Origin of the sequence: Aneurinibacillus aneurinilyticus ATCC 12856 (assembly GCF_000466385.1) — a bacterium.
Classification (GTDB): domain Bacteria; phylum Bacillota; class Bacilli; order Aneurinibacillales; family Aneurinibacillaceae; genus Aneurinibacillus; species Aneurinibacillus aneurinilyticus.
In genome coordinates this window covers 23,733-50,100 of sequence record NZ_KE952759.1, presented here as the reverse complement: position 1 = coordinate 50,100, position 26,368 = coordinate 23,733, and the positions used below count along the sequence as shown (strand labels likewise).

Below are 26,368 nucleotides of genomic sequence, written 5' to 3'. Positions count from 1 at the left end.
TAAAACATGATATTAAAGCGTTGGTCAATGACCAGATTAACACTTTATATCCCACTACGTTCAGATAAAACTCTGGAAGGTTCGCTCTAACCAAGTGCTCTGCAAACGGCTTTATATCCCACTACGTTCATATAAAACAAGAGAAATACGTGTGAGTCGGTCGATATCCATATGTTTCTTTATATCCCACTACGTTCAGATAAAACAAGACCGTCAAAAGGAAGGAATGAAGTTGAATTCTCACTTTATATCCCACTACGTTCAGATAAAACTTTAAAATCAGAGTCAACCATAATTCCGCGATATAGCTTTATATCCCACTACGTTCAGATAAAACCAGAGATACAGATTCTGATGATGCCTATAAGATTCAACTTTATATCCCACTACGTTCAGATAAAACAAGGCGGGCGGAAGAGTATCGCATACAACGAATTCCCTTTATATCCCACTACGTTCAGATAAAACAAATGCACCATCTAAAGCAAATGAAGCTACTGAGAACTCTTTATATCCCACTACGTTCAGATAAAACTAAACAGCAAGCCCACTCGGGCTGCTGCCAGAGCTACTTTATATCCCACTACGTTCAGATAAAACACTATGCAAACTCGGAGTTGGAATTCGCACAAGCTGCTTTATATCCCACTACGTTCAGATAAAACCAAAAAATATCTATTAACAAAAATGACCGTATGATACCGCTTTATATCCCACTACGTTCAGATAAAACTAACCCAATCCGCATTTTTTACTAATGCAAATATAAATGCTTTATATCCCACTACGTTCAGATAAAACCAATGACAGATGGGCCAAGATTGTTGAGCGTTCGTTTCTTTATATCCCACTACGTTCAGATAAAACCTTATTCAACGTAGTGCCCCATCCATCCCTCATGTCTTTATATCCCACTACGTTCAGATAAAACTGCTATCAGATGGCCGTTTTAAAGGGTTTCAAAAAACTTTATATCCCACTACGTTCAGATAAAACCCCTAAACACAAAATGGACAAAAGCCTTCATGTATCAAGGGTTTCACCGATTGAAAAAAAAATCAAAAATCAGCTTTTTGCAGTAAACCAGGAGTTCTATTTTTAACACGGAAGAAAAAATGCCTGAAGTCCTTGTTATATAAGGGCTCATGTCCAGTATACCTAAAATTAGGTTTACTGCAAATTTCATCGAAACCTCCCTATATGAATAAAGCTACTTATATACATCTGATTGGATAAATTGACACATTTTTGTGGTAAGAGGCAAGAAAAGAAGGAAGGGCGGTGGACGAGAGCGGTCGGAAAAAGACACGTTAGCCTTTCTTCTGCCGGAGCGCAGGGCGCATCTATCCCCTTCTTTCGTTAATCTGCTTGTTGACTTACAACATCGTACTATAATAGAGCTATTAAACGTCATTTTGGAAAGTACTTCCGCATAGAACGAACAAAAGCACTTCCCAAAGGAAGTGCTCAGAAGTGGATGCTTACGATTTTTTGATCGCTAAAGCACTGAAAGAAATAGGTCCAACCACGCTAACAGCGGTACCGCTTGTTCGATTTTCCGCAGTCAGCGTATAAGTGTGGGAACCAGAAGGAACATTTTGATCGATGGCCTGAAAAGCTACTGTGTAATTTTGCTCAGAACCAGCGGATTCAATACCCTGTTGTGTGTTAAAGATTTCTTTTCCATCGCGAAAGATGCGGAAGCGAACTTGTGAGATGCCTGTTATTCCCCTGACCCCCACTGTCGCCACCAATTCCACCGTATTTCTTGAAGAATTTCTTGGTATCATTATACGTACACTAGCCAGACGAACCCGACCCGGAGCTAGCGGGATCATGGTCGGCTGTGCAACATTAAAGCTACGTCTAGGTTCTGTTGCCTTATAGTCGAGGATACGTTTCATATACCTCACCTCCTTGTCCTTTGCTACATTATGTTATGCAGATAGGACAAGGATAGCTTGGACATTTTTGTCCTATGTTTTGCCTTATTTTATTATTTATCGCTAATATACGACATAAAAGCCCAAGATCGAGAATAGCTTAAAAACGAATGCCTCTTCTGATTAATTCAGCTTTAATCAGCTTTATAAAATCACCATCTAGGTCAAGGGATATTGCTTCAGTATATATTTTTAATAATTCTTCATTACTTAGTAAGGATAAAGCACTTTTTCTTTTCATTTACCCTCTCCCTTTCTAAAAATCCATAATAAAATAAATATAATTCATTCATTTTAATCTAAATAGTAAGTTTTTTTAACTATTTGTATCAAAATCATACAATAAAACCAATGAACTGATAAAGTCCCATATCTTCAAAATCGTATTCCTTCTCTTACTTTATGTATATCTATATACATCTGATTTGATAAATGGACACATGTTTGTGGTAAGAGGCAAGAAAAAAGGAAGGGCGGTAGACGATGTCTTTAGCTTATCGGTCTGTTTTCCTTGTAAAAAATCCAATAAAAAAGGCACATCACTTTATTTGTGACATACCTTCAAATAATAAAACGTGTAATGGAATTTATATGGCAAAGAAAAACCAAATCACCATAATTAACTGGATAACAATTTTTGCAGCCGCACTGCTCAAAAAGGCAAGCACAGTACCAAAGGCGATGCGTAATGACCTCTCCGCACCGTTGCTTCGCACAAGCTCCACCAGAAAAACACTAAGAAACGGGCCAACTATAATCGCAAGCGGTCCAAGGAATGCACCAAGCACAAGCGGTCCAAGAATAATGCCCGCCACTGCTGCGAGCATCGACCACTTATCTCCGCCATACTTTTTTACGAAATATATGTTCGAGAGCAGATCAGCCCCGATAAGCAACAAAGTAAGAAGGGTCATCGGTACCCAAAAAGTCCAACCAAGCGATGTTGTAGCGAGCGCAAATTGATAAAGTAAAAATCCGATCCATAAAAGTAATGCATCCGGGATTACCGGTACGATTACTCCAATAAAGCTGCCGATAAAAAGCAGACTAATCACAATCCAAATGAAAACTTCCATTTATTACCTTATTCCTCCTTATATTTTGAATCCTTTCTATCCTTCTTATACGTATTCCAAGAGAAAAAGAAGCAGATTTTCTCTTACTTTTCTTTCCGGCTGCGCGTCATCTGTTGCCAGACCGTGCCACTGGCCTGTTCCCCGGCTTCGATACGTTCTAGCGCCATTTTTACTTGAAGACTCACTTCGAACTCCGGGTCATCCTGTGCTTCACGAAGTGCAGGAAGTGCCGTCTCATCTCCTACTTCATACAAGAAACGCGCCGCTCGCCAGCGGACTAGCTTATTTGGATCTTCAAGCGCCTCTGTCATCGGTACGATAGCTGACGGATCGCCTAAATCGGACAATGTGTCTCCCGCTGTACGGCGAACGACTGGCGATTTATCTTTCAAGGCTTCAAACAGTAACGGGAGAACATCCTTATTCTCAATCATTCCTAAATAAACTACCGCCAGCCGACGAATGGATGTTTTCGTATCATGCAACGCTTTATGAAGCACAGGTACATCCTGCTCCGTCGGATTCATTCGTTCCAAAGCTGCGAACCGTTTCTCCCAATCCGGATTATCTAACATACCTTCCACTGCTTCACCTGATAATGATGCCTCCTTCGAATGTCCCCCTTTTTCCTGTGAAAATGCCTGTTCTACAAGCTGTTGCAGACGCTCGTCATCATAAGCGGCCGAAATTTCCTGCACTACTTCTTCTCCGATTTCCTCCATGGTGCCATAGCGTACGCCTCTGTCCTCCCATTTCCGTTCCATAACCAGGTTTGCAGAGGATTTTTGTGCTTCTAATGCTGCCTTCATGAAGCGCTCCGGCAATCCGACACGTTTTTGTTCGCCGCCCGCCTCCAGTTTAACCTGCATCGGTAGTCCGCGGAACATTTGGACAAATACCTGGACTTCACCGTACGCATCATTTGCTGGCGAGGCGATATCTTCTTCGGTGTATTCTTCAGTTGTACCGAGTACGGCCCGTGCCTGTGTTAGAATATCTCGCCAATCCGCTTTTGGATGCCGTTCCAGCGCGATAAAGTCAAGCACCTGGAAAACGCCTGTAACACCCGGAATCTCTAATAATTTTCGGACGTGTTCTGGAGCATTTTCTAATGAGTTACGTGTATAATTATGACTAATGCCCGTTGAAAGCTGCTCATCAAGATTTAGCTTCATAGAATTCGGACTGGGCGTAGGTTCAATCGATACGATTTTCAAAGCAATTCCTCCTTGGTGATGTATACTGCAATTATTGTAACGCAAAATAAACAAAGAACCAAAACCCGACTAAACAAATTAGGATTTATGTATTTGTAATTGACGCTTGTATGCTTACACGCTATACTAAACATTAATAATATCATACTGAATGCAATTTTCTTATCAAGAGCGGCGGAGGGAATAGGCCCGATGAAGCCCGGCAACCGGCGGTATGTCCGCAAGGTGCTACATCCTACAGAACACATGGTTCTGAAAGATAAGGAAGGATATGTACTGAGCCTCCTTTCTTCTCTTCAGAAGAAAGCTTTTTTATTTTAAAGGAGGATGTCTCATGGAACGATCCGTGACTATTCGTTATCAACAACTCAATCTGGCTGCTACGGTGCATTATCCATGCGCCTCAGCCCGCAAGCAAGAAGAAAAACGCTGGCCTGCTGTAATTTTTTGTCACGGCTTTATTGGCAATCGTATTGGAGTAAATCGGCTTTTTGTAAAAGCCGCACGCAGGTTGGCGGAAGAAGGCTATTTCGTGCTTCGTTTCGACTATGCTGGCTGCGGAGAAAGCGAAGGAGAATATGGGACATATGGCATGGATAGCTTCATTGAGCAGACAAGGCGTGCACTTGATTATACATTGAGTATAGACTGCATTGATAATTCCCGCGTTTTCCTGCTCGGCCATAGTTTAGGTGGTGCAGTAGCCCGTCTAACCGCTGAAGAGGACAGCCGTGTCTCATCGCTTATTTTATGGGCTCCAGTCGCCCATCCTCTGACGGATATTACACGTATTGTAAGCCGTCCAGCTTATGAGCAAGCCATGCGTGAAGGCCGCACTGAGTATAGCGGCTATCATTTATCTAATACGTTCTTCTCCTCGCTTGCAGAGACACAGCCGCTTGCGCCGGGTTCTTCCTTACTAAGCGATGTATTGATTTTGCATGGAACACGGGACGAAGATATTCCGGTAGATGCTTGCTATTTATATGAAGGAATGCTGCGCCAGCGGACGACCGGTCAGTGTGAAGCATTTGCACTGGAAGGTGCGGACCATACGTTTTCGTCTGTTCCAGCTTCAGAGGAGCTATTTGATTATACGTCTAACTGGTTGAAAAAATTGGAAAATCGTACGGCGAATTGGAGCGATTGGGTGATATAGCTCCGGCTGCTTCATGCGGCTTTTATCAGAGCTGCCGTATCCTATATTACTTTGCATAACATTCATGCTCGTGTTTTGGCTAGCTTATTTACGACACTAACATAAAATAACAGATATGATAAGCTTATCTTGCTTTTACAGGATAAGCTTTTTCTTTTGTAAAGATACGGTAAACTTTCAGTAAATACTATAGGCTTTTCTTCATTGTTTTCTTATAGTTTTATACGAAAGATGTTAAACGAAAGGTTGGGTTTACAAGTGCAGGATACGATCATCGAAGAATTAAAGGCAGAAATTACTGAATTGGCTCATATGGTACGCGACAATTTTTTGCTGGCCGTCAAGGCATTCGAAGAAAAAGATACGACTGCCGCAGAAAACATCATCATAAAAGATGACAAAGTAAATATACTTACAGAAAAAATCTCTAAGCACAACTTTTCAGCTATCGCGCTGCAAGCGCCAGTCGCAACTGACCTTCGCACACTGGGTGCCTACCTAAAAATCGTTACAGATCTGGAACGTATCGGGGACTTAGCTGTAAATATTGCAAAAGCCGTCATTCGTTTAGAAAAAACAAAGCAAACACTGCCTCTTTTTGATATTATCCATATGTCCAATGAAGTAAACAACATGATGGAGCTTGTCATTCATTCATTCCTATCCGAAGACATCAGTGAACTACGTTCATTGAATGAAAGGGATGATATAATCGACTCCTTGCACCGACAAAATGTAGAAAAAATCGAAGAAGCGCTTGAGGCACAACCGCATAATTTTAAAGAAGCCATTCAATACATTAAAGTACTGCATGCTTTGGAACGTATCGGGGATCATGTTACCAATATCGGAGAATGGACCATATATATGAAAGTGGGCAATATCGTTGAACTGAATCATTAATTCATTAAATTAAAGCAAAGCAGTTCTTCTGAATCATCAGAGGAATTGCTTTTTATTTATCTCGCAAATTCTCGATATCCTGCTTGTCATTGCCGCTGTAGCAAGTGTACAAAAGCCAGAACGAAAAAAAGCCTGAAAGTGTGTAGTGAACATTCGCCCAAAACATTTTCACAATTTCAACACAACCTGTTAGTATAATGAGGATGTACAATCATCAGAACACATCAGATTATAGGAGGAAAGAAGCTATAACTATGAAAAAAATAGTCATCTTTCTAATAGCTGCACTTATGATGATGACCACACAAGTGTCTGCCCATTCCCGCCTGGTAGACAGTTCGCCTAAAAGCGGAGAAATCATCACAAAGCCTGTGCAGGAAATCGCAATAACATTCAGTGCGAACATCGAGAAAGTAGGCAAAATAGAAATTAAAGATGAACAGGGAACCAATATTCCGGTAAGCAAGGTTGATGCTGGCGGCACTACATTAAAAGCGATACTGGATAAACCACTTCCAAATGGAGCCTATACGGTAAACTGGATGAATATCGGGGAAGATGGGCATAGCCTACGAGGTGATTTCTCCTTCCAGGTAAATGCACCGAAGGAAGAACCAAAGGCGGAGAATCCGGGGCAACCGAAAGCTGGCGAACAGTCTGCAACGCAGCCAACCGATTCACAAGCAACAAGCCCAGCGGCTGATGGACAATCAAACACCCCTCTGTTCATCGGCATTATTATCGCTGTCATTCTGCTTGCGGTAATTGTTACTTTCATTATTCGTAAAAAGCGCTGATAAATACACAAAACCCGGAATTCGGCTTTCAGCCGCTCTTCCGGGTTTCTTCTATTCTTCTTCCCTTTGGCACAGGCTCTCGATAACCTCATACAAAAGCGATGCGGCAAGCTTTACTGTACGCCCGTCTTCGTCCAGCTCTGGATTAATTTCAGCAATATCAAAGCTGGTCACTTTCCGATTTTGGATAGCCGCTTTCATTAGGCGTCTCAGTATCTTCGGTTCCAGACCAAATGGCTGCGGTGCACTGACACCAGGTGCCCAGCTCGCATCCAGTACATCACTGCATAGTGTAAGCATAACCGCCTCATTTGCATCCATAAACGCTTGAATTCGCTCTATTATATGTTCCGGACCAAATGAATAAATTTCATCTTCACGAATATATTCGCATCCATACTGTTCCGCCGTTGCAAACAGATGCTTTGTATTGCCGCTTTTTTGAATTCCGACACACATATAGCGGAGCGGTTTATTCTCTGCAGCAAGCTCGTCTCCAATCTGCCGAAACATCGTACCTGAGCTTACGGTTTGGTCATACGGACGCATATCAAAATGCGCATCAAAATTAAGGATTCCGATTGATTTTTGATTTTTCAGGTGTCGCTTCTCACCCACATAATGTCCGTATGCCACCTCGTGTCCACCACCAATAATGATAGGAAATATATTCGCATCCAGCATTTTTTTAACTGCCTCTCCCAATTCATCCTGTGCTGCTTCCAATTCTTTATCATCGCAGCTTACATTTCCAAAATCATACAAAACCACTGAATCGTCAAAATGCCAAGGAAAAGAGGCCAATGCTTCGCGAATCGCATCAGGGGCCTTATACGCACCCACCCTTCCCTTATTTCTGCGCACGCCTTCATCACATCTGAAACCAATAAGTCCAATGGCCATACCTTTGTGCTTTACATTAAATGACAATACATCCTCTATTCTAACAATCTGATGCAGCCTGAACATATTTACTTCCGTCTCACTGTCTATTCTTCCCGTCCAGCATTTTTCGTCTGTTACTGTATACATTCGTATCTCCTCTTTCTTTTGTATATACATCTGATTTGATAAATCAACACATGTTTTTGGTGGAGGCAAGAAAAGAAGGAAGGGCGATGGGCGGTTGGAAAAAGGCACGCTGGTCTTCCTTCTGCTGGAGCGCAGGGCGCATCCATCCCCTTCTTTTTTCCGAATCTTCTCCTTCCAACCACATTCCCCTGTCAAAATATCAAGTGTAATTTATATAGAAGAATATCTTGTTTCTTTTACTGCTGTAAAGCGGTTTTACATTTGCGCACTTTCTTGCGAAGCCCCTTGTATTCACTTTACAATATAAACAATATTCACTCTATCTATAAAGTGAAAATATTATGATTATGTAGGATTTTTCCCTGTCTTGAAGAGGATATCTTGTACGGGTAAGGCAGATAAATCACCTGCCTCACTTTTCTTCATTACTGGCTTATTACCGTGAAAGCAGGCTACGGTTGTAAGCAAAAAGCATTGTACTGGCAAACGACATATCTGAAAGCGCATACTTTAATATTCATAAAGGAGAGGAGCAAATGGAATATATCGCTAAAATTTGTCCTAACAACTGCGAGAAAGAAATCAATCGGGTAAAAGAGAAACTTAGGCAGTTACCTGACATTGAGATCGTTGACGACTTTTGTGTGCTTTATTGTGGTCAATGTCTTGTACAGCCCTTCACCTTACTTAATGGTAAGAACATTGCTGCCGATAATGCGGAAGAGCTTCTAGAAAAAATCGTTACACACATGGAAGAAGCAAAAGCCAAGTGTTAATTCATTATAGCGACCGCACTATTTTCCCCGGTCGCTTATTTATCCATTTTACGTCTCAATGCATGTTGCTTTGAAAAGCTTGTTCCACATTTTCAGCTATTTTCATTTCGTTGTAATTTTGCTCCATCATAAGTACTGGATTGATGGAGCATATACAAATTAATTCGCATAAAAGAATTAGCATTTCTGAATGGTTAAAAGTGGACATATTCCTCCAATCTTCTTACTTATCTTGTTTTACTTGTGCTGTGTACTCCTGAATACGAGAAAAACCATGCTTCCAATTTAATTCAACCGCATTTAGGGCTAATGGCAGATTTTTTTGTTCTAACGCTTCTATCATCTGCGTGTGTTCATCACAGGAAAGATGGACGTCTGTTGCCTTATCAAAATAGTATAGTTCTAATCGTCTTAACTTTTGTTTCACTCCTAGAAGAATTCGCTTAAGCTCTTTATTTCTGGAAAGCTCAATGTACATAGAGTGGAATTCATTATCTGCCTCTAAAGCCTTTAATTTGTCTCCTTCTTCAAGTGCACTCTTAAGTTTTTGATTGATTTCTACCATCATTTGCAGATGCTGACTGTTTATTTGTTCAAAAGCCTGTTCCAAAGCCAGCCTTTCAAGGGACCATGCAATAGAGTAAAGATGGAATGTATCATGAAAATCGATAGGAGATACAGTAGTAGAACGATTAGGCTTGGTTTGCACGAACCCCTCATCTTCTAGCCGTAACAAAGCTTCCCGTATAGGCGTTCGACTTACACCCAATTGTTCTGCCAGCTCCTTGTCACGTAACTGTTGACCAGGCCCAAGCTTCCCCTGTATAATCCAGTCCCGTAAAATGATGTATGCTTCTTCACGAACAAATGTACGTCTGAGTTTTTCATTAGAATGTGAAAGAGTCATCATTAAAGCCTCCTTGACAAAATATCGGTTATGCTATTCATCAGCATGTAATATATCACATATCAGTATGAAATTCTATTTATTTTCTTAGGACGTCTATATAGAAATCACTTGACACAGTAACAAAAGTTCAGGCGGTTGGAAGGAGGAGATTCGGAAAAAAGAAACGGGGGGATACGCTCGTATCATTGATACCACTTTAAAACATACTAAAAACAATGGACAGATTATTGTGGACTGGAATACGAATACAACAAGATTAAAGCAGGGGATGTTGCATGTTTGAAAGTCTGCAAACAAAAAACAAATGGAAACAATTATTCTGGATTGTTGCCGGAGTGAATGCTGGTGTCGTCATAGGAATAGTATGGTTGATTTTTCTTCCTTCTTCTGACATCAATATGCCCCCCATACAAGAGCTAAATGAAAAAAGATCCGAATTCACCGTATCTTCTACTAAACAAAATTTGAATCAGTTAATGAACAGCTACCTTAAGACATTGCCGAAAAATGCGTCTGCTTATACAGTTTCTTTAGGCGAAGACGTCCAATTACAGGGATTTATCGATGCTTTCGGAAAAAAAATCCCCCTTATTGCAACGTTTGAACCCATCGTGCAAAAAAATGGCGATCTTATACTGCGGCAAAAATCAATTATGATCGGCAAACTTCACCTGCCAAAAAGAGCCGTGCTTGAATATATACGGGACAATTACCACATGCCTGAGTGGATTCGCGTGAATGTGGATCGAGAAAATATATACATAGCTGTTACGAAGATGAAAACAAAAAGCGACTTTAAAATAAAAGTAAAAGAATTTGACTTCAAACAAAATAAATTAACCTTTATCATCCTAGTTCCAAATAAAACGTTCGGTTTTTAAGCATATTAATGCAACTATGTATAGAAATATTTTCGGGTTGTGGGAACTTCCATTTTTCCGCAACCCGTTTGATATACGATGATAACTTCGCTTTACATTCTCCGTTCATATACTGCTTTCTCTAATCGAAGCATTGCCTCTTCCAGCACGGCTCGTGAGCAGCCAAAATTAATCCGTTGGAAACCTTCTCCTCCTGTGCCAAACGAAGCTCCATCGTTGAATCCGAGGCGAGCCTCTTCCACTATGAATCGTTTCAATTCGCCTGCGGAAAAACCAAACTCGCGAAAATCTAACCATCCAAGATATGTTGCTTCTGGGATTCGCATCTGTATTTGGGGTAACCTCTCTTGTAAGAATCGTTCTATATATGTTGCATTTCCTTTCAAATACACAAGCACTTCTTCAAGCCATTCCTCTCCTCCCTTATAGGCAGCAATACATGCTTCAATGCCAAAAAGATTAATATGATCAGTTCCGGCTTTCCTAACCGAGGCTTTTAACCTTTTCAGCAACCCGGTATGCTCAGTGAATGCAATCGAGGTAAACAGTCCCGCTACGTTGAACGTCTTGCTCGGAGAAAGGAAAGTAATGCATCTTTTGGATGCCTCTGGACCGAGTGAGGCAAAAGGAGTATGTGTATTTTTTTCATATACAAGGTCCGCATGAATTTCATCCGTCAGAATGATGATGTCATGTTCGACACAAATTGCCGCTACATGTGCAAGCTCTTCTTTTGTCCATACCCTTCCTACAGGATTATGAGGACTGCATAAAATCAGCAGCTTCGTCCTATCATCGATTTTACTTCGCAAATCTTCGAAATCCATCACATAGTATCCATTCTGTTCACGCAATGGATTCTCGATAACATAACGGCCACGGCTTAACGCAACTTTGAAAAAGGGCGGGTATACAGGTGGTTGTACAATGATTTTATCTCCGGGCCGAGTGAATGCTTCTACCGCTGCATGCAAGCCCGATATAACACCCGAGACAGCCGTCATCCACTCAGGTTGAACCTGTATGTTGAAGCGGTGTGCCATCCATTGGGAAGCTGCCTCGAAAAGTGCTTGTGGCGTCCCCGGATAGCCATATACCGGATGCTTGGCACGTGCAACTAATGCTTCTACTACACATGGCGGAGAAGCGAAATCCATATCGGCCACCCATAACGGCAAAACATCTTCCGTACCGAATATACTTTCAAGATAATCCCATTTAGCGGAATTTGTATCCGTACGGCTGATTGCTGCATCAAAATCATATTTCATGGATAATGTACCTCCTCCATCTTTTAATAATCTATATTGTTGTATTTTCCAGCAAGATATGCAATATCCTTGTTTGAGGAATACTTTTTTTATTATTTATACGTAGTATTTTTATACTATATTATTCGTAAATTACAGTCGCATTGAACAGCATCGACTCAAGGGTGTTGATTATCCAGTATGATCCAGAGTAGATCGTCATCACACCGTGCCCCAAACGGGCGTCGGTTCGTCTCCCGCACCGTAATACCCAGATGTTTTGCCGGTCCGGCCCTGGCGCCACAAAGCGGCCGTGTCTCTTCCTCGTGAGAAAGACGAGGGAACACGCCGACGCGTGCACCTTCTTTCTTCCACCTTATGGATAATCAACAGATATGATATTGCTCATCTTTACAAATCTATAAAAGTAGATATAATGATGGGTATGGAACCTTTATTGATTTATAAAGCCTTGTCTAATGAGACGCGTTGCCAAATTATGCAATGGTTAAAAAATCCAGAGAATTTTTTTGATGAACAGCCCTATTTACAACAGGGGCTGAATTTTCGCATTGGTGTATGCGTAGGAGATATTCAGTCAAAATCGGGGCTTGCACAGTCTGTTATCTCAAGTTATTTGTCAACCATGCAAAAAGCTGGTTTATTGGAATCAGAGCGAATTGGAAAATGGACGTACTATCGTCGAAACGAAAAGACAATCCAGCAATTTGCCGAATACGTCCAAAATAAACTATAGACAGAAAGGAGTTTTTTTCGCTTTACATATCTACAATTCTGTATATGAATATAAATGGAGGTATACATTTTAATGAAAAAGGTTCATTCTTCACTTATTATTTTTTTGGCTTTAGGTGTGTTTGGCATTATTACAACGGAAATGGGTATTATAGGTGTTCTCCCCCAGATCACTCAAAAATTTCATATATCGACCTCACAGGCCGGGTATCTTGTAAGTATATTTGCTTTGATCGTTGCCATTTCAGGCCCGTTCCTGACATTACTTGCTTCCGGCATTAATCGTAAAGTCATTCTATTAACCGCTGTTCTTATGTTTGCAATATCAAATATTGTTTATGCCTATACAACCAAGTTCGAAGTGATGCTAGCATTTCGGATTCTCCCTGCTATTTTTCATCCTGTCTTTTTTTCAATTGCCCTTGTGACCGCTGCCCAACTCGTTCCCCCGGAAAAAAGCAGCAAAGCGATTACAAAGGTTTTCGCCGGAATAACCGTTGGATTTGCTTTTGGCGTGCCTTTGACATCTTATCTCGCGGAAAAAATTTCGCTAGAAGCTGCTTTCCTGTTTGGAGCCGCTGTGAGTATGATTGCCTTCATAGGGATCCTTGCCTGGCTTCCTTCCATGCCTGTTAAGGAAAAAATGTCTTTTAGCAAGCAGCTTGGCATATTGCGCAAACCTGAATTGTGGTTAACCATCATAGCCGTTATTTTCATCTTTGCAGCTATGTTTTCTGTGTACAGCTACTTTGCCGAGTATCTTGGACAAGTAGCTCATATGAACGGATCATGGATTAGTATTATGCTGATGGCCTTTGGTATCACTATGATTGTTGGGAATTTTTTATTCGGAGGCTTTTTGCACAAAAGCATGACAAAGACCGTTCTCATATTTCCTCTGCTATATGCGGCCGTTTACTTATTTACTTATTATCTGGGGTCTTATGTCTTTCCGATGGCGGTCATCGTATTCATTTGGGGGGCCGTGCATTCCGGGGGGCTTATTGTCAGTCAAGCCTTGTTGATGACTGAGGCGAAAGAAGCTCCTGAATTCGGCAACAGCTTGTTTGTCTCATTTTCCAATGTTGGCATTACTGTAGGGGCTTCTATCGGTGGTTGGTTTATTTCTTACTTGGGCATACATCAACTCATCTGGAGTGGCATTATGTTTACATTACTTGCTTTCTTATTGATCATAATAAAAATGAAAATTTCCTAATCAAATAGGAAGAAAGTAAATGTACGCTGAAAAAAGGATTCCTGCACCTAGAGGATATGGAGTCCCGGAGAGGCAAGCTGCGCGTTTAGTCATTCAAGAATCCTGTTGCTTTAGCTGTGAGAGTGTAAATAACCGTATAAATCCTCGAATTCAGCCAAATTACCCCGTTTTCGGGGATTTTTCTTTTTGGGAAGATGTTCAGCCGCACACCCATCAAGCCAAGTTAATCCCATATCATAAAGTGAAAAAATTAGCTATTCTTTCTATAAATAGCCAGCCTTTCATGCAACTGCTTATCCACGTCCAGCTTGAAAAGAAGGATATAAAGTCATTCCGCCATCAGCAAATAACGTAATCCCAGTTACATAGCTAGCTTGTGAGGAAGCAAGCCACGCTGCAACAGCGGCAATCTCTTCTGGTTTCCCGATATATCCCATTGGAATCATACTTTCAACATCAGCACGTTTTTCTGGATCTGCAAATTTTTCAGCATTAATTGGGGTGTTAATAGCACCTGGCCCAATATTGTTTACGCGGATTCCTTTTGGCGCATATTCCAATGCTAATGTTTCTGTCATTAACTTAATGCCACCTTTACTAGAAGCATAGTGCACAAACAATGGCCATGGAATTTTCTCGTGAACACTGGACATGTTAATAACTGTTCCTTTAATATCATGCTCTACAAAATACTTAATTGCTTCACGGCTTCCTAAAAAAGCACCTGTTAAATTCGTATTGATTACTTTATTCCAATCACTTAACGGCATTTCATGTGATGCTACCGGATTTTCTATACCTGCATTATTAATCATAACATCCAATGTGCCAAACTCCTTCACAGCTGACTGAATTAGATTTATCACGTCAGCTTCAACTGTGACATCACCTTTTACAGTAATGGCTTCTCCACCTGCTTTTTTAATCTCTTCTACTACAGCGTTTGCCTCTGTTTCGTTTGAGCGATGATTAACCACAACTTTCGCTTTTTCCTTCCCAAAGCGAATTCCCATCGCTTTCCCGAGTCCTGTTGCCGCACCTGTAATAACAACAACTTTTCCTTCTAAATCTGGATACATAACTTAGTCCTCCTTCTTATCCTTTTGCAATTCCTAACATAATTCCAGCTGCGATAATCAAAATAATCCCAATTATAATCGCGATAAATTGACGTTTTGTTTTTTTCTCACCTAATATAAAAATTCCACCTAGGGTCGAGATCACAATTCCCATTTGTGAAAGAGAAAAACTTGTTGCTACACCTACGCGTGGCTGTGAGATAAATAAAAACATATTTCCGGCTGCCCATATTAGACCTGGGATAATATTTCGAATTGCATATTTATTAAATGGCTTATGCTTAATTGTTAGCAGAATACCACCTAATACCATTCCAATTGCCTGCGGGAATAAAGCAGACCATCCATTTATGTTAAATAAGCGTATCACCACTACGTATACTAAATAACCAAAGGTTGAAATCAGTAAAATTAAAATTCCTTTTTTTAAATTTCCTGCTTGTTCTTTCTGTTTTTCTTCTTGATTTTGAAGTGATGTAAGAATGATTCCAACAATGATACAAATAAGTGCAAGAACACCTAATATAACAGACATTGTTGTCGACCATTCATGAAACACAATAACTCCAAATAAAGCAGTTGAAACTAGTTGCAGCCCTGTCGAAATGGGCATTGTTTTTGAAACTCCCATTAGATCAATACTTTTTAATTGATTCGCCTGTCCCAGTGCCCAAAATAAACCTGATACAATTCCCACACCGATAATTACAGGCGTTAACACAGGCTTTACAAAAATATAAATACCTATGGAGAAAATAAGTGCGCCCAAGGTTGTCCCAAGTGTTTGACTATAAGGTCCACCACCAAGCTTGACATTAAACAGCACAATACTTCCCCAAAACAGAGATGGTAAAATCGCTAAGATGATATCCATTTTTTAACCTTTCTGTATTAAAGTTCATAATCATCTGTGTTTCTTATTATTCTCCATACTCTCCCGAAAGGGATGCGAGCATGATTTCAGTACAAGAATCAAAATCATGCCGCTTTATTTTTCTATCCAAATAAAGATGCCAGAATTTTTTTCACTTCAATAGCTTTGTTCATTTCCTTTCTTTACCCATTCAGCTACTGTGACAACACGTTTAGCTTGATGTTTCACTGCATTTTGATAAGCTTCTTTATCCCCAACAATTTGATTGTTTTGATCAACAGATACACTTGTGCCATAAGGATTTCCCCCAGCAGCAAACAAAGAAGCATCCGTATATCCTGGAGCAACCACGATAGCCCCCCAATGGTACATGGTGGTGTATAAATTGAGGATGGTTGCCTCTTGGCCACCATGAGCGTTTTGAGCGGAAGTCATCGCGCTCACCACTTTATTTACTGTTTTTCCATGGAACCAAATACCACCTGTCGTATCTAAAAATTGCTTCATTTGGGCAGCGACATTTCCAAATCGAGTGGGCGTACTGAATATAATCGCGTCGGCTTCAACGATATCATCGGGCGTAACAACCGGAATATTTTTAGTGGCTTCCACATGGGCTTTCCAGGCCGGATTGCCATCAATGACAGCTTGTGGAGCGAGCTCCTGAACCTTATAGATCTTCACTTCGGCTCCGACTTCCTTTGCTCCGTTCGCAGCCCATTGAGCTAACTCATAATTCGTTCCGGTGGAGCTATAATACACAATTGCAAGTTTGACGGACATGATAAGCCCTCCTTAAATAGTTGGTCATATGAACACTCCCTGCGTTTTCGCTCATGTGCCAGCTATTGATGTTTTTCACCATCCATAATTGACCGTGAAACGCGATTCTGCTGTATATACGTGAAACTGCTTTTTATTTATTATTACCTATGCACAGTGTTTTTTAACCCTATAACAAGGCATCAATAGAATCAGAACCGTTCCAACGAGAGCCACTCCGAAGTGAACAAGCTGTAATGCTATCTTCAAATCCAAGTTACCTACATTCTTCCCCAATTAAACACTTATTTGAACCGTCGATTCTCAAAAATGAAATAGCATAGTTAAATTCAATTTAAAAAATGTGAAAGGAACAAAATGAAGCCATTCGAAGACAGCGAATTTATCAAATTCGTAATACGGCCGCGGAGATTTATTTAGAAAAAGGCATGAATATGGAGATGGGTGATATTGCCAGGAAGGCTGGATTAGGCCGGGGAACCGTATATCACTATTACAACAACAAAATAAGTCTGATTGAGGATTTACTAATTGAGGCGTTTGAAGAAGCACAAAAAATTACAATGGAGACATTGAACACAAATGAATCACCGTTAATTCGATTGGAACAATACGCAAAATGCCAGCTTAGAAGTTGGATTAAACAACCATTTGTATTTATTTTGTTTAAGAATTTGTTTCAATCTGAGCCCATTCCTATCCAAAATTATGATGAACTGCTAAATAATTTCCAGACCCACTTGTATAGTCCTGTTACCCAGGCAATAGAAGAAGGGATTCATTCCGGCCAGTTCGTGTCCATTCAATCCGAAACGCTTGTAAAGCTATTCTTTGGAACTTTGATTGGAACTGCGACCTCTTATATTGGAAAAAATAATGATTTGGATGAAGCGGACCGTCCTAACTGGATTGATGACGTTATTACCGTACTATTTAAAGGATTGAAAGCTTAAATGCAAACCAAAGGAGAAGCCCCAGCATGATTACGATAAAAAGTGGACGAGAAATCAATATGATGCTTGAAGCAGGAAAGATTGTAGCCGCCTGTCACAAAGAAATTGCAAAAAGAATCAAGCCAGGTATGACTACACTAGAAATTGATAGTTTTGTTGAAAAATATTTAGCTAAATTTGGCGCAACGCCTGAACAAAAAGGGTTTAATGGCTATCAATATGCTACCTGTGCCTCCGTTAATGATGAGATTTGTCATGGGTTTCCCACCCATAAGCCACTTAAAGACGGCGATATTGTAACTATTGATTTTGTCGCCAACTTACATGGCGGTTTGGCTGATTCAGCCTGGACCCATACAGTAGGTACTATTTCTAACGATGCGAGCCGTTTATTAAAAATCACAAAAGAATCGATGTATAAAGGTATCGAGCAAGCACTAATTGGAAATCGCATAGGAGATATTGGTCATGCGATACAAACATATGTGGAAGCCGAAGGTTTTTCTATTGTAAGAGATTTTACCGGACATGGCATAGGAAAAACCATACATGAGGACCCTCCTGTTCCCCATTACGGTAAACCGGGTAAAGGGCCTAGGTTGAAAGAGGGAATGGTAATAACCGTAGAGCCAATGGTTAATCTAGGTTCATGGCATTCAAAAATGGATGCAAACGGATGGACGGCAAGAACAATCGACGGGAAGCTTTCCGCACAATATGAACATACAATTGCCATTACGAAGAACGGACCACTAATTTTGACAAAGCAGGAGTGATGTAAGAAAGAATTTTATTGAATGTATTTAACCATAAACCGGGAACCCCAAATAAAGGCTCCCGGTCATACACGAAGCATTTATAACGATTGCTGTATAAAATTCCAGTCTATTTGAAGATGTTCGCTGTATTTCTTCAGGCGGGAAAGCACACGCTCAGCCTCCTGCCCCCTAAGCGGGGTAGGCTGATAATTATTCCGTTCTTTAACGGAGGAAATTGATGTTGGAATGACTTTGCATTCCTTTTTTTCAGTAATTTTCCCATTTTTAATATGAAACGTTTGCTGAAATATAAACGTATCTTTATCGGTCGGATTTCGATTTCCTCCGAATATGAAATTACCGAGACTATAGACAATATATTTGCCCTTATATTCTTCTATTCCCTGAATAACATGCGGATGATGACCCAGCACCAAATCAGCACCGCTATCTATCGCATGCCGGCCAAGCGCCATTTGTGTAGCGTTTGGATAATTGCTGCGTTCCACTCCCCAATGAAAACTGACGATCACAATTTGTGTTCCTTTAGCACGAAGCTGTGCAATATCATTATCAATTCGAGTGCGCAAGGCAACTGTATTGTCCCATCCTTCATATCCTAAAGCCCCGACCTTAACGCCTTTAATATTAGTCATATACGTATGCTCATAGCCAAAAAAACCTATGTTATGCTTCTTCAAATTGTTGATGGTATCCTCATACCCCCGCTGCAAATAATCATGTATGTGATTGTTTGCAATATTCACTGCCTCAATGCTCCCCATACGTAATATTTGGGCATTTTCCGGAGCACCTTTGAAACGAAATTGCTTTGCTGCCTTCACCTTTGCTTCGGTAAGCGTAGTCTCCAGGTTTACAATTGTAAGGTCATCTTGGTTAAAGATATCTTTTACATTTTGCGGAAAGAAAAGATGCCCGTTTTTTTTCAATTCATGATTGAAGCTATTAGGGTATGGGAAGCTTTCATCAGTTCCAATCGTTACATCCCCAGCAGCGCTAACCGTAATTGTTTTTGCTTCTTCGCTTAGTGAATTATTTTCAGGTAAAAGGGTATTCGGCTTTTGTTCCGACTCCACTTTATCCGATTTCGGTAAAGCACTGTACGCCTCCCTTGTCTTACCTGAGGGCTTCGCTGCCTCTGCCTCATTATCTTTTTTATAACTTAGCAGCATGGCACATGTCACAGCTCCGCACAAAGATATCGATAAAATTATTTGTACACACAATAATTGCAGGCGATTCAAATTCGTTCTCCCCCATTTTTATACTTTCTCCTCGTTTGATTTGTTTTCTCTATTCCTTTTTTATGTTTATTCCGTACTGAAAAACACACATAAATTATAGGCAACAAGACGATAGCATACAAGAAAATGTTTCCATCCTATTTCAATACAATATTCTCCGTCTATATGTTCATCGTGCTTATGTCTACAATCATATTGCTTGCAACAACAAATAAAAGGCTCTCTTTTTCCTATTAAACCGGTAGACAAACTTAATATATTGATGGTATAGTACATGACAATATAATATCTATAGTGGGAAAGAAAGGGGTTCATGTTTGATGAGAGAATTATTGAAAGAAGTGGCCCGTGGAAAGAAAGGGGCTAAAAATCTATCCTATGAACAATCTTTACAAGGGGCTAAAATGATTCTATCTGGAGAGGCTACTCCGGCACAGACTGCTGCATTTTTTGTAGCAGAACGTATTAAAATGGAGACCGCAGACGAACTACTGGCGTTCGTTGAAGCATTGAGGGAACATAGTCTAAAACACGCTGTACCACAAAGCATAGATTGTGCGGGACCGTACGACGGCAGGAAAAAATCGTTTTTTGCTAACTTTCCGGCCGCATTCGTAACGGCTGCATGCGGCGTGCCGGTTACTCTGCACAGCGGCGATCCTTTACCTCCCAAGTGGGGAATTACCCTCTCCGATATTCTCAATGCCCTTAGTATACAAGCACGGGGACACGAACAAGCCTTCGTTGAAGCATCGCATGAAAGCGGTGTACTATACGTTCATGCCGAGACCTGGAATGATGGCTTGGCGCGTTTACGTCCGCTGCGCGAAGAACTAGGCTTTCGAACAATGCTGAACACGGTCGAGAAATTACTGCGTTACTCCAATGCTCCCTATATGGCGGCCGGAGTCTTTCATGGTACGGTATTTGAAAAAATGGCCGAAATGATGACACGGTTAGGCGTGGCACGTGGTATCGTTGTTCAAGGAATGGAAGGATCAGAGGATGTACCCGTGCACCAACGTACCCGTACCCTGTTAGTAAGCAAAGATTCACATGAATTGTTCATCATCGATCCGGAAGCATTAGGCCTGCAAACTGAGACACCTGAATTGGAATGGTCTCCAAGGTCGCAAGCAGCTATCGCTCTTGACGTTCTAAAAAATGAAGCACCCCTGCCTTTCTTTAATCTCGTATTGCTGAACAGCGCTATCCGCCTGTGGGTGGCAGAAAAGGTTCCTTCAATCGAGGCTGGAATTAAAGCCGCGAAAGCTTCCTTGACAGAAGGACACGCGCTAGAAAAATTTGAAGCTTGGAGAAGCATTGTGCAACAGCATCAAACTCTAACCTCCTAAATTAAATATCGATCTTCTAAGACCTTCTTTCTGGAAGGTCTTTTTATTTTTAACCTATCCGAAACACGAGCTTTAGCATTCTTTATAGGTAAAAAAGGGCAATAAATGTACGAGCATAATCCATGCCAATAAAGTAAATATGAATATACTAAAATGAATCGAAAGGAGGGATAAAATGAAAGAAAAGCAATTCACTAGGACTAAGGTCAATCAAGGAAAGAAGAAAAACATACATGTAAAATGCAAAAATCCTTGTGAAATCGGACCGCTAACTGTACAGGAGCGTCGTAAAAAGGCCTATCATGTTCGTCAGAAAGCAGCCTATTCACAAAAGAACCGTCCTCATGCGGATCACCCCTGTAATGGCGATGAAAGTTTATTCTCAAATAAAATTGGTAATTATTCTAAGGGATTGCCACACAACCATTTAGGTGAGGTTAATCTTAAAGCCTATAAAGCCTTAATTCACTCGTTAAGGACAGGGAAGCCGGGTGATTTTGAATCCATACCTCTAGGAGGTGTTGTCAAGTTCTCTAATCCGCAAGCCGCTTATGCATTCGATTTGGTCGGACCTGATAGTCATCATTTAGGGATTATGGCACCACCGCCCTTCAGCAGTTCCTGGGAAGCGAGTGAGATGGCCGAACTTTACTGGCAAGCACTTACCCGCGATGTTCCTTTCACAGACTACAACACCAATCCACTTACTGTAATGGCCGCATCTGATTTATCCACATTTTCAAAATTCAAGGGGCCTAAAGTTAATCAGGTAGTCACTACCGATACCTTGTTCCGTGGAAATACACCCGGCGACCTAATAGGACCATATATCTCTCAATTTCTATGGAAGGACATTCCTTTCGGAGCCACAACGATTGTCCAGCGATATCGCACGACGGTGGCGAATGATGACCATATGACCTCATATGAAGAATGGTTAAACATTCAGAATGGTTTGCCTCCAGCCGCAAAGAACACATTTGATTCTACACCCCGTTATATTCGTAACAGTCGTGATTTGAGCGGATGGGTTCATAAGGATTTTACCTACCAAGGTTTTCTTGCCGCCTGTTTAATTCTACTCAGTTTTGGAGGAGCAGCTCTTGATCGAGCCAATCCCTACTTGCTTTCACGAACCCAGGACGGATTTATCACTTTCGGTGCCCCGCATATTCTGGATTTAGTAGCTAAAGCAGCACGAACAGCGTTAGAAGCCGCCTGGTTCCAAAAATTTCTAATCCATCGTCGCCTGCGCCCCGAAGAGTTTGGAGGTCGTGTACACAACCATTTGACGGGCGCTGCCAGCTATCCAATCAACACAGAATTGCTTTCCTCACAAGCGATTTCCCAGGTTGTCAACAAATTTGGTACCTATCTTTTGCCCATGGCCTATCCAGAAGGATGCCCCACTCATCCAGCCTATCCTGCTGGTCATGCCTGTATTGCAGGCGCGGCAGCCACTGTGCTAAAAGCTTTTTTCAATGAATCGTTCGTTATTCCCAATCCAGTTATAGTTAGCTCTGATGGCCTCTCCTTGCTCCCTTATCCGGAGTCTTCTTTAACAATAGGTGGAGAATTAAACAAACTTGCTGCTAATATCGCGCTTGGTCGAAATGCTGCTGGTGTCCACTGGCGCTCGGACGGAAGCGAGGGTCTAAAGCTAGGGGAAACAGTCGCCATCGGAATCCTTAAGGATTACAAGGCGACCTTTAATGAAAATTTTAACGGCTTCTCTCTTACCAAATTTAACGGCACTACAATAAAAATTAAATAGGTTCATAATGCAAGCTTCGAGATAAATAAAGGTAGACTAACAATATGGATTATCCATCATTATCCTTGCTTTTAGTTTACCATAATGTTTTTTTGTTAATTAAGCTTTGTTGCCGATATGTTAGCCTGCAAAATTTTAAAATGTGCGGAATCTATGAAAATTGGACGTCGGTTTATACCATGATACAGATGCTCGCATAATGTAATAAAAAGGAGAGGACAGGCATAGAGAAGCGTTGTATAGTCACTACCGTCCACAAACAGGTATCTTGACTTGTCTTTCCCTACCTTTTCCTGTGAGAAAGGGGGAAATGCTATGAATTTCCTGAAAAGCAGGAAGTTTCTCATCACCATTCTATCTATAGTGCTAGTCGCATTCAACGATCAATTCAATTTACACCTTTCCGCTGATCAAGTTACCGCTATTGCCAGCATTATCGTTAGCTATCTGCTTGGGCAGTCATATATTGATTCACGGAATGGAAGCAGTAATTCCTAAGCAAACAAGTCCGGATGCATTGATTTGCATCCGGACTTGTTCTATTAATCTTTTAAATTTTGTATGCCCTCATTGCTTTGCGAATTTCCTTCAATGACGGACGCTTACCGTACATCAGTACGCCAGTACGATAAATCTTCGCTGATAACCAACCGAAAAATACAATGGATACAAGCATGATAAGCCCCCCGATCCAGAACTCCCACCATGCCGGATTGCCTGCTCCGATTCGTAGCAGCATCGTTGTTGGCGTAAAGAATGGAATATATGAAGATACTTTCACCAGCATCGAATTCGGGGTGGAAACACTGAAGATTGCAATATAGAAAGCAGCCATCGACAGCATTGTAATCGGCATAATCGCCTGCGACAAATCCTCGGTCCGGCTCACAATGGAACCAACGGCAGCAGACAGCGTCGCATAGAGAAAATATCCTAGTACGTACAATATCAACCCACCGCCGACAACCGACCAATCGATCATAGAAAAGTCGAAGTTCAGCGACTTCAATGGCAGCGTATTATGTGGTAACAGTAAATTCACGATAATGACAGCAAGAAAAACTGCAATCTGGAATAGTCCGAGCAGGAACATACCGATAATCTTGCCAAACATCTGAGCAAGTGGTGACACACTTGTAATAAGAATTTCCATAATACGCGAACTCTTCTCCTGCGTTACCTCCGCTGCAATCATATTGCTGGTCATCATATTTGACATAAAAAACAGAATGATGAGAACCATAACGACAATGATAGAGACCGGGTTCTTTTCTTTCGTCTCTCCCGCTTTTGCAATGAGCTTTGAATCTACAGATACTGGCTGGCTTAACTCGGCCATTTGCTCTGCTGTAAGCGAATCTTTAACAAGCCACTCCGTTTTAATCAGTGTAAAGGCATTGGTCAGTGCCGCTTCTTCTCCCATGCCGAGTTCTTCTTTCCCATGGTATACAATCTTCGGAAACGCCCCGACCTTCTCTTCTTCCAACGTCAAATAGCCATCAAGCTTGCCAGCTTCCACTTCCTTGTTCAGCTCGACTTCAGAAGCATTGGGATACGGAACAATTTTAAAATCCGTTTTCTCCTGCTTCATAAAATGTTGCTCCAGTGACTTCTCAATGCTCGTAAACTTTCCTGGCACAAGACCGATAGACGCCGATTCATTATTGGAAAACAATGATATGATATAAGGCAAATTTACACCTAAACTAATAATAAGCGCTAAAATAATCGTCGTTACGATGAACGACTTTGTCATCATCTTTGTGCGTAGTGTAAACCTTACAACCGTCCATACATTATGCATTCGACTCACCCCCAACCGCCTTAATAAAGATTTCGTTCAATGTCGGCTCCTTCAACTCGAACTGCTGTACACTCGTCTGTGTCATTGCCACATGCAAAATGGTCTGGGCAACCGATTCATCCGTGATGCGTAACCGATAACCGTCATCCGTACGTTTCACATCACTAACACCGGTTATGTTCTGAAGTCCTTCCACTGGTCCACCCGTACGCAGGATGATATGTTCACGCGGATAATGCGACTTCAGTTCTCGTAACGATCCTTGCAGGACAGCGTTCCCCTTTTGCAAAATGGTAAGGTTGCGGCACAATTCCTCAACATGCTCCATTCGATGTGTAGAGAACAGGATACTTGTGCCCTGGTCACGCAGCTCCTTGACTGTCTCCTTTAGCAATTCTACATTCACGGGGTCAAGCCCACTAAATGCTTCATCCAGAATGAGCAGCTTCGGTTTATGAACAATAGAGGCGATAAAGCCAACTTTCTGCTGATTTCCTTTGGACAGCTCCTCAATCTTCTTATTATAATTCTCCGGTACATTGAATCGCTCCAGCCAATACTTCAGGTTGCTATCAGCTTCTTTGCGTGACATCCCCCGCAACTGGGCTAGATAGACAACCTGTTCGCTTACTTTAATCTTCGGATACATCCCTCTTTCTTCCGGTAAATAACCAAGAATACGGGACAAGCCTTCGTGGAACGGCTTACCATTATAACGGATGCTTCCCCCATCAGGATAGATAAGCCCAAGCACCATCCGCATCGTCGTTGTCTTCCCGGCACCATTTGCACCAAGCAGTCCGTAAATTTCTCCTTCATCCACTTCCAAACTCAAACTATTAACAGCGGTCTTATCACCGTACTGCTTTACGACTTCCTTTAACTGTAATGGCTTCATCGTTGTATGTTTCTCCCTTCGTCATTCAGCTCAATCAAATAAGCTAATATATCATCTAACTCCATACTTTTCGTCTGCAATGCTGGAATTTCATTCTTTTGCAAAAAAGCCTCCAGCTTTTCTGCATTATTGGAAATAAGACGTACGCCGTATCGCTCCTGAATCGCTTTTACAAGCCCAGGTACGCGGTCATAATCGTCTGCTTTACCGTCGATGAAAAACTCCTTCCAGGCATCAAACATCGCATCCTTCTCGACCATCTGCAACACCTGTCCTTTGTACATAAACAGGATGTAGTCGGCAAGACGCTTCACTTCTTCAATGCTATGTGTGGCAATGACAACCGAACGCTTGCCGTCCTGCAAATATGTGTGCATGTCATCAATCATCATTCGCCACGCCAAAGGATCTAAACCTGACGACGGCTCATCGAGCAGCAGCAATTCAGGCTGTGGACTCATGGCAATAATCAAATCCAGCTTTCTACGCATTCCCTTGGATAATTTATGAAGTTTCTTCTTTGGTGGTATTCCATATTTTGTCACATGGTGCTGATAGAACTGCCAATCCCATTTCGGGTACCATTGCGCCGTAAATGCCGCAAGCTGATCTGCTGTCCAATCGTTGTCATCTGAATTTGGATGTTCCCCGACGAACCCGATACGTGCTTTTAATGCAGCATCGCGATCCGATTGAATTTGCTCTTGAAAGATAGAAATTACTCCTCGATCAGGGTGAACGAAGCCCATACACATACTAAGTAATGTTGTCTTCCCTGAACCATTCGTTCCGACTATCGCCGTGACACAACCTTGCGGAATTTGAATGTTTAATGGACCGACTTGTATATTTTCACGAGTCTTTACGACATCTTGGAACAAAATAACATTGCTCTCTTTCATTACC

Annotated in this window: 26 protein-coding genes, 1 CRISPR repeat array and 1 riboswitch; of the genes, 12 read left to right on the top strand and 14 right to left on the bottom strand. The window is 41.4% G+C overall.

The genetic code is table 11. The features are described 5' to 3' along the window. Positions 1–42: 42 nt before the first annotated feature. Positions 43–996: a CRISPR direct-repeat array (repeat unit 29 nt; unit sequence CTTTATATCCCACTACGTTCAGATAAAAC). Positions 997–1,481: 485 nt separating this feature from the next. The 4 genes from HMPREF0083_RS09750 to HMPREF0083_RS09740 form a co-directional block, all read right to left on the bottom strand. Beyond that, positions 1,482–1,904 (bottom strand): hypothetical protein, encoded by a 423-nt coding sequence (locus HMPREF0083_RS09750; RefSeq protein WP_021621112.1) that lies wholly within the window; start codon positions 1,902–1,904, stop codon positions 1,482–1,484. 139 nt (positions 1,905–2,043) lie between these two features. Further along, on the bottom strand, positions 2,044–2,184 hold the full coding sequence (gene sda / locus HMPREF0083_RS27115; protein WP_021621111.1) for a sporulation histidine kinase inhibitor Sda: 141 nt from the start codon (positions 2,182–2,184) through the stop codon (positions 2,044–2,046). Positions 2,185–2,530: 346 nt separating this feature from the next. Further along, positions 2,531–3,019, bottom strand: coding sequence for a DUF456 domain-containing protein (locus HMPREF0083_RS09745; protein WP_021621110.1), 489 nt, complete (start codon positions 3,017–3,019; stop codon positions 2,531–2,533). Between the two features lie 83 nt (positions 3,020–3,102). Then, positions 3,103–4,236, bottom strand: a complete 1,134-nt coding sequence (locus tag HMPREF0083_RS09740) for a conserved virulence factor C family protein (protein WP_040302268.1) — start codon at positions 4,234–4,236, stop codon at positions 3,103–3,105. Positions 4,237–4,395: 159 nt separating this feature from the next. After that, positions 4,396–4,502: riboswitch (SAM riboswitch) on the top strand. 68 nt (positions 4,503–4,570) lie between these two features. Here HMPREF0083_RS09740 and HMPREF0083_RS09735 point away from each other — a divergent pair. The 3 genes from HMPREF0083_RS09735 (at position 4,571) to HMPREF0083_RS09725 (ending at position 7,095) form a co-directional block, all read left to right on the top strand. After that, positions 4,571–5,395 carry an alpha/beta hydrolase gene (locus HMPREF0083_RS09735; RefSeq protein WP_021621108.1) on the top strand — a complete coding sequence of 275 codons (825 nt, stop codon included), beginning with the start codon at positions 4,571–4,573 and terminating at the stop codon, positions 5,393–5,395. A 258-nt stretch (positions 5,396–5,653) separates the two neighbouring features. Further along, positions 5,654–6,298, top strand: a complete 645-nt coding sequence (gene phoU / locus HMPREF0083_RS09730; protein WP_040302267.1) for a phosphate signaling complex protein PhoU — start codon at positions 5,654–5,656, stop codon at positions 6,296–6,298. Between the two features lie 254 nt (positions 6,299–6,552). Continuing rightward, a complete protein-coding gene (locus tag HMPREF0083_RS09725; protein ID WP_040302266.1) occupies positions 6,553–7,095 on the top strand; it encodes a copper resistance CopC family protein in 543 nt (180 codons plus the stop codon). Between the two features lie 51 nt (positions 7,096–7,146). On the opposite strand, the gene hutG is transcribed toward HMPREF0083_RS09725, so the two are convergent. Next, positions 7,147–8,127, bottom strand: a complete 981-nt coding sequence (gene hutG, locus HMPREF0083_RS09720) for a formimidoylglutamase (RefSeq protein ID WP_040302265.1) — start codon at positions 8,125–8,127, stop codon at positions 7,147–7,149. A 536-nt stretch (positions 8,128–8,663) separates the two neighbouring features. Between hutG and HMPREF0083_RS09715 the strand changes: the two genes are divergently transcribed. Beyond that, complete coding sequence (locus HMPREF0083_RS09715) at positions 8,664–8,903, top strand: DUF1450 domain-containing protein (protein WP_021621101.1); 240 nt, start codon at positions 8,664–8,666, stop codon at positions 8,901–8,903. A gap of 223 nt (positions 8,904–9,126) precedes the next feature. On the opposite strand, the gene HMPREF0083_RS09710 is transcribed toward HMPREF0083_RS09715, so the two are convergent. Beyond that, positions 9,127–9,813, bottom strand: coding sequence for a GntR family transcriptional regulator (locus tag HMPREF0083_RS09710; RefSeq protein ID WP_021621099.1), 687 nt, complete (start codon positions 9,811–9,813; stop codon positions 9,127–9,129). Between the two features lie 275 nt (positions 9,814–10,088). On the opposite strand from HMPREF0083_RS09710, the gene HMPREF0083_RS09705 reads away from it, so the two are divergent. Next, the gene (locus tag HMPREF0083_RS09705) at positions 10,089–10,694 is read left to right on the top strand and encodes a YpmS family protein (RefSeq protein ID WP_021621098.1); all 606 of its coding nucleotides are present in this window, start codon (positions 10,089–10,091) and stop codon (positions 10,692–10,694) included. 92 nt (positions 10,695–10,786) lie between these two features. Here HMPREF0083_RS09705 and HMPREF0083_RS09700 read toward each other — a convergent pair whose 3' ends face one another. Further along, complete coding sequence (locus HMPREF0083_RS09700; protein WP_021621097.1) at positions 10,787–11,965, bottom strand: MalY/PatB family protein; 1,179 nt, start codon at positions 11,963–11,965, stop codon at positions 10,787–10,789. 424 nt (positions 11,966–12,389) lie between these two features. Here HMPREF0083_RS09700 and HMPREF0083_RS09695 point away from each other — a divergent pair, with 424 nt between their 5' ends. Both HMPREF0083_RS09695 and HMPREF0083_RS09690 read left to right on the top strand, forming a co-directional pair. Further along, complete coding sequence (locus HMPREF0083_RS09695) at positions 12,390–12,701, top strand: ArsR/SmtB family transcription factor (protein WP_040302279.1); 312 nt, start codon at positions 12,390–12,392, stop codon at positions 12,699–12,701. A gap of 72 nt (positions 12,702–12,773) precedes the next feature. Further along, positions 12,774–13,919, top strand: a complete 1,146-nt coding sequence (locus HMPREF0083_RS09690; protein ID WP_040302263.1) for an MFS transporter — start codon at positions 12,774–12,776, stop codon at positions 13,917–13,919. A 293-nt stretch (positions 13,920–14,212) separates the two neighbouring features. Here HMPREF0083_RS09690 and gdh read toward each other — a convergent pair whose 3' ends face one another. The 3 genes from gdh to wrbA form a co-directional block, all read right to left on the bottom strand. After that, entirely contained in the window at positions 14,213–14,998 is a 786-nt protein-coding gene (gene gdh / locus HMPREF0083_RS09685) for a glucose 1-dehydrogenase (RefSeq protein ID WP_021621092.1), read from the bottom strand. Positions 14,999–15,014: 16 nt separating this feature from the next. Then, the gene (locus HMPREF0083_RS09680) at positions 15,015–15,872 is read right to left on the bottom strand and encodes a RhaT/GlcU family sugar-proton symporter (protein ID WP_021621091.1); all 858 of its coding nucleotides are present in this window, start codon (positions 15,870–15,872) and stop codon (positions 15,015–15,017) included. 156 nt (positions 15,873–16,028) lie between these two features. Continuing rightward, positions 16,029–16,658, bottom strand: coding sequence for an NAD(P)H:quinone oxidoreductase type IV (gene wrbA, locus HMPREF0083_RS09675; protein ID WP_040302262.1), 630 nt, complete (start codon positions 16,656–16,658; stop codon positions 16,029–16,031). 362 nt (positions 16,659–17,020) lie between these two features. Here wrbA and HMPREF0083_RS26335 point away from each other — a divergent pair, with 362 nt between their 5' ends. After that, positions 17,021–17,608: a TetR/AcrR family transcriptional regulator gene (locus HMPREF0083_RS26335; protein ID WP_148315940.1), complete on the top strand. Its 588-nt coding sequence runs from the start codon at positions 17,021–17,023 to the stop codon at positions 17,606–17,608. 26 nt (positions 17,609–17,634) lie between these two features. Next, the gene (gene map / locus HMPREF0083_RS09665; protein ID WP_021621088.1) at positions 17,635–18,384 is read left to right on the top strand and encodes a type I methionyl aminopeptidase; all 750 of its coding nucleotides are present in this window, start codon (positions 17,635–17,637) and stop codon (positions 18,382–18,384) included. 80 nt (positions 18,385–18,464) lie between these two features. Here map and HMPREF0083_RS09660 read toward each other — a convergent pair whose 3' ends face one another. Beyond that, on the bottom strand, positions 18,465–19,631 hold the full coding sequence (locus tag HMPREF0083_RS09660; RefSeq protein ID WP_051354605.1) for a CapA family protein: 1,167 nt from the start codon (positions 19,629–19,631) through the stop codon (positions 18,465–18,467). Between the two features lie 320 nt (positions 19,632–19,951). Between HMPREF0083_RS09660 and HMPREF0083_RS09655 the strand changes: the two genes are divergently transcribed. From HMPREF0083_RS09655 to HMPREF0083_RS09645, 3 genes are all read left to right on the top strand, one after another. Next, complete coding sequence (locus tag HMPREF0083_RS09655; RefSeq protein WP_021621085.1) at positions 19,952–20,986, top strand: anthranilate phosphoribosyltransferase; 1,035 nt, start codon at positions 19,952–19,954, stop codon at positions 20,984–20,986. Between the two features lie 175 nt (positions 20,987–21,161). Then, positions 21,162–22,760, top strand: coding sequence for a vanadium-dependent haloperoxidase (locus HMPREF0083_RS09650; protein ID WP_021621084.1), 1,599 nt, complete (start codon positions 21,162–21,164; stop codon positions 22,758–22,760). 315 nt (positions 22,761–23,075) lie between these two features. Next, complete coding sequence (locus HMPREF0083_RS09645; RefSeq protein WP_021621082.1) at positions 23,076–23,258, top strand: hypothetical protein; 183 nt, start codon at positions 23,076–23,078, stop codon at positions 23,256–23,258. A 52-nt stretch (positions 23,259–23,310) separates the two neighbouring features. Here the strand turns inward: HMPREF0083_RS09645 and HMPREF0083_RS09640 are convergent, their stop codons facing one another. The 3 genes from HMPREF0083_RS09640 to HMPREF0083_RS09630 are packed head-to-tail and all read right to left on the bottom strand — an operon-like array spanning position 23,311 to position 26,364. Next, positions 23,311–24,564: an ABC transporter permease gene (locus HMPREF0083_RS09640; RefSeq protein WP_021621081.1), complete on the bottom strand. Its 1,254-nt coding sequence runs from the start codon at positions 24,562–24,564 to the stop codon at positions 23,311–23,313. Next, a complete protein-coding gene (locus tag HMPREF0083_RS09635) occupies positions 24,557–25,462 on the bottom strand; it encodes an ABC transporter ATP-binding protein (protein WP_021621080.1) in 906 nt (301 codons plus the stop codon). The genes HMPREF0083_RS09640 and HMPREF0083_RS09635 overlap by 8 nt, the downstream gene beginning before the upstream one ends. Further along, entirely contained in the window at positions 25,459–26,364 is a 906-nt protein-coding gene (locus HMPREF0083_RS09630) for an ATP-binding cassette domain-containing protein (RefSeq protein WP_040302261.1), read from the bottom strand. The genes HMPREF0083_RS09635 and HMPREF0083_RS09630 overlap by 4 nt, the downstream gene beginning before the upstream one ends. Between the last annotated feature and the right edge of the window lie 4 nt (positions 26,365–26,368).